The following is a 3,324-nucleotide window of genomic DNA, read 5'->3' as shown; positions in this document are numbered from 1 at the left end:
TCGCGAGCAAGCCCGCTCCCACATTCTGACCTCATTCTCATGTTGGAACTCGGTCGAGTGTGGGAGCGGGCTTGCTCGCGAAGAGGTCATCAGCTACGCAATGTAATCACCGGCCAACCCCGTTTTTCGGCCTCAGCCCGCAAATTCGGGTCCGGGTCCACCGCCACCGGGTGGGCCACCTGCTCCAGCAGCGGCAAATCATTCATCGAGTCGCTATAAAAGTAGCTGTCTTCCAGGCTGTGCCCGGTTTCTTCCAGCCAGCGGTTCAAGCGCGTCACCTTGCCTTCGCGAAAGCACGGAATATCGGTGCTGCGCCCGGTGTAGCGGCCATTTTCCATCTCGCATTCAGTGGCGATCAGGGTTTCAACGCCAAGGCGTGCGGCAATCGGCGCGGTGACGAAACGGTTGGTGGCGGTGATGATCACCAGCTTGTCGCCGGCGGCGCGGTGTTTGGCCAGCAGTTCTGCGGCGTGTGGCAGCATCAGTGCGTCGATGCAGTCGCGCATGAAATCGTTATGCCATTCGTCCAGCTGGGCCATGTCGGTACGGCCGAGGATTTCCAGGCTGAAATTCAGGTAGGCGGCGTTGTCGAGCTTGCCGGCCAGGTAGTCCTGGTAGAACTCGTCGTTGCGAGCCTTGTAGGCCACCGGGTCGAGAATCCCGCGTTCACACAGGTAATCGCCCCAAGCGTGATCGCTGTCACCGCCGAGGAGGGTGTTGTCCAAGTCGAATAAAGCCAGGCGCATTGCAGTTACTCGCTGAAAAGTCTGTAAAAAGGCGTCCAGAATACGGTCTTTTCACAAGAGTGCACATAAGGTAAGAAGCCTCGTTGCCGCTGGAACAACCTTTGTGGAACAATGCGGCGACATGCGTTTGCGAGGTTGTTGCCGTGATCGACCCCGATGGTTTCCGTCCTAATGTCGGGATTATTCTTACGAATGATGCCGGACAGGTGCTATGGGCTCGCCGAATCAACCAAGATGCCTGGCAGTTTCCTCAAGGCGGGATCAACCCCGACGAAACCCCTGAAGACGCCTTGTACCGTGAGTTGAATGAAGAAGTCGGCCTTGAGCGCGAAGATGTGCAAATTCTGGCCTGCACCCGTGGCTGGTTGCGCTATCGTTTGCCGCAACGCCTGGTGCGTACCCACAGCCAACCGCTGTGCATCGGCCAGAAGCAGAAATGGTTTCTCCTGCGCCTGATCTCCAACGAGCAGCGGGTGCGGATGGATTTGACCGGTAAACCGGAGTTCGATGGCTGGCGTTGGGTCAGCTATTGGTACCCGTTGGGCCAGGTGGTGACATTCAAGCGCGAGGTTTATCGTCGCGCTCTCAAAGAGCTTGCCCCGCGCCTTTTAGCGCGCGACTGACGACGGAGTTCGACCCCGAGCCATGCTCAATACGCTGCGCAAGATCGTCCAGGAAGTTAACTCCGCCAAGGATCTCAAGGCGGCGTTGGGGATTATTGTGTTGCGCGTCAAGGAAGCCATGGGCAGCCAGGTCTGCTCGGTTTACCTGCTGGACCCCGAGACCAACCGGTTTGTGCTGATGGCCACCGAAGGCTTGAACAAGCGCTCCATCGGCAAGGTCAGCATGGCGCCCAATGAAGGTCTGGTGGGCCTGGTGGGGACGCGTGAAGAACCCCTCAACCTTGAAAACGCGGCCGATCACCCGCGTTACCGCTACTTCGCCGAAACCGGTGAAGAGCGCTACGCCTCGTTCCTCGGTGCACCGATCATTCACCACCGCCGCGTCGTTGGCGTGTTGGTTATCCAGCAGAAAGAGCGCCGCCAGTTCGATGAGGGTGAAGAAGCCTTCCTCGTGACCATGAGCGCGCAGCTCGCCGGGGTTATCGCTCACGCCGAGGCCACCGGTTCGATTCGCGGCCTGGGCCGCGAGGGCAAGGGCATCCAGGAAGCCAAGTTCGTCGGCGTGCCGGGTTCGCCGGGCGCTGCGGTCGGTACGGCGGTGGTCATGCTGCCACCGGCCGATCTGGACGTGGTGCCGGACAAGCCCGTCAAAGACATTGACGCCGAAATCAAACTGTTCAAGACCGCCCTGGAAGGCGTGCGCGCCGACATGCGCAACCTGTCGGCCAAACTGGCGACCCAACTGCGCCCCGAAGAGCGTGCACTGTTTGACGTGTACCAGATGATGCTCGACGACGCGTCCCTGGGTAACGAAGTCAAGAACGTGATCAAGACCGGCCAGTGGGCCCAGGGCGCGTTGCGCCAGGTGGTCACCGATCACGTCAACCGCTTCGAAATGATGGATGACGACTACCTGCGCGAGCGCGCCTCGGATGTGCGCGACCTTGGTCGGCGCCTGCTGGCCTATCTGCAGGAAGACCGCAGCACCAATATGGTTTTCCCCGATAACACCATTCTGGTCAGTGAAGAGCTGACGGCGACCCAGCTCGGCGAAGTGCCGGAAGGCAAGTTGGTGGGCCTGGTCTCGGTACTCGGTTCGGGCAACTCCCACGTTGCGATCCTGGCCCGGGCCATGGGTATCCCGACGGTGATGGGTCTGGTGGACCTGCCTTACGCCAAGGTCGATGGCATTGACATGATCGTCGATGGCCATCGCGGTGAAGTCTTCACCAACCCCAGCGAAGTGTTGCGCAAGCAATACGGCGAGGTGGTGGAAGAAGAGAAACAACTGGCGCTGGGCCTAGATTCATTACGCGAGCTGCCGTGCGTGACCCTTGACGGTCATCGTGTGCCGTTGCTGGTCAACACCGGCCTGTTGGCCGACGTGGCCCGTGCGCAACAGCGTGGCGCCGAGGGCGTGGGGCTGTACCGCACCGAAGTGCCGTTCATGATCAACCAGCGTTTCCCGAGTGAGAAGGAGCAGCTGGCGATTTATCGCGAGCAACTGCAGGCCTTCCATCCGTTGCCGGTGACGATGCGCAGCCTGGATATCGGCGGCGACAAGTCACTGTCGTATTTCCCTATCAAGGAAGACAACCCCTTCCTTGGCTGGCGCGGCATTCGCGTCACCCTCGACCATCCTGAAATTTTCCTCGTGCAGACCCGCGCCATGCTCAAGGCCAGCGAAGGCCTGAACAACCTGCGCATCCTGCTGCCGATGATCTCCGGCACCCATGAGCTGGAAGAGGCATTGCACCTGATTCACCGTGCCTGGGGCGAAGTGCGCGACGAAGGTGCCGACGTACCCATGCCGCCGATTGGCGTGATGATCGAGATCCCGGCAGCGGTGTACCAGGCCAAGGAGCTGGCGCGGCAGGTGGACTTCCTGTCGGTGGGTTCCAACGACCTGACCCAGTACCTGTTGGCTGTGGACCGTAACAACCCGCGGGTTGCCG

At 60.4% G+C, this 3,324-nt stretch carries 3 protein-coding genes; 2 read left to right on the top strand and 1 reads right to left on the bottom strand.

The features are described 5' to 3' along the window. Positions 1-89 precede the first annotated feature (89 nt). Complete coding sequence (locus ACRESD_RS16260) at positions 90-746, bottom strand: HAD family hydrolase (protein WP_431751861.1); 657 nt, start codon at positions 744-746, stop codon at positions 90-92. A 143-nt stretch (positions 747-889) separates the two neighbouring features. Between ACRESD_RS16260 and ACRESD_RS16255 the strand changes: the two genes are divergently transcribed. Next, a complete protein-coding gene (locus ACRESD_RS16255) occupies positions 890-1,369 on the top strand; it encodes an RNA pyrophosphohydrolase (protein WP_003176750.1) in 480 nt (159 codons plus the stop codon). A 22-nt stretch (positions 1,370-1,391) separates the two neighbouring features. Further along, on the top strand, positions 1,392-3,324 hold a 1,933-nt coding region (gene ptsP, locus ACRESD_RS16250; protein ID WP_431751860.1), incomplete at its 3' end, for a phosphoenolpyruvate--protein phosphotransferase.

Source organism: Pseudomonas sp., assembly GCF_050739995.1.
Taxonomy (GTDB): domain Bacteria; phylum Pseudomonadota; class Gammaproteobacteria; order Pseudomonadales; family Pseudomonadaceae; genus Aquipseudomonas.
The sequence above is the reverse complement of the archived record's forward strand: the minus strand, read 5'-3'. Positions and strand labels throughout refer to the sequence as shown.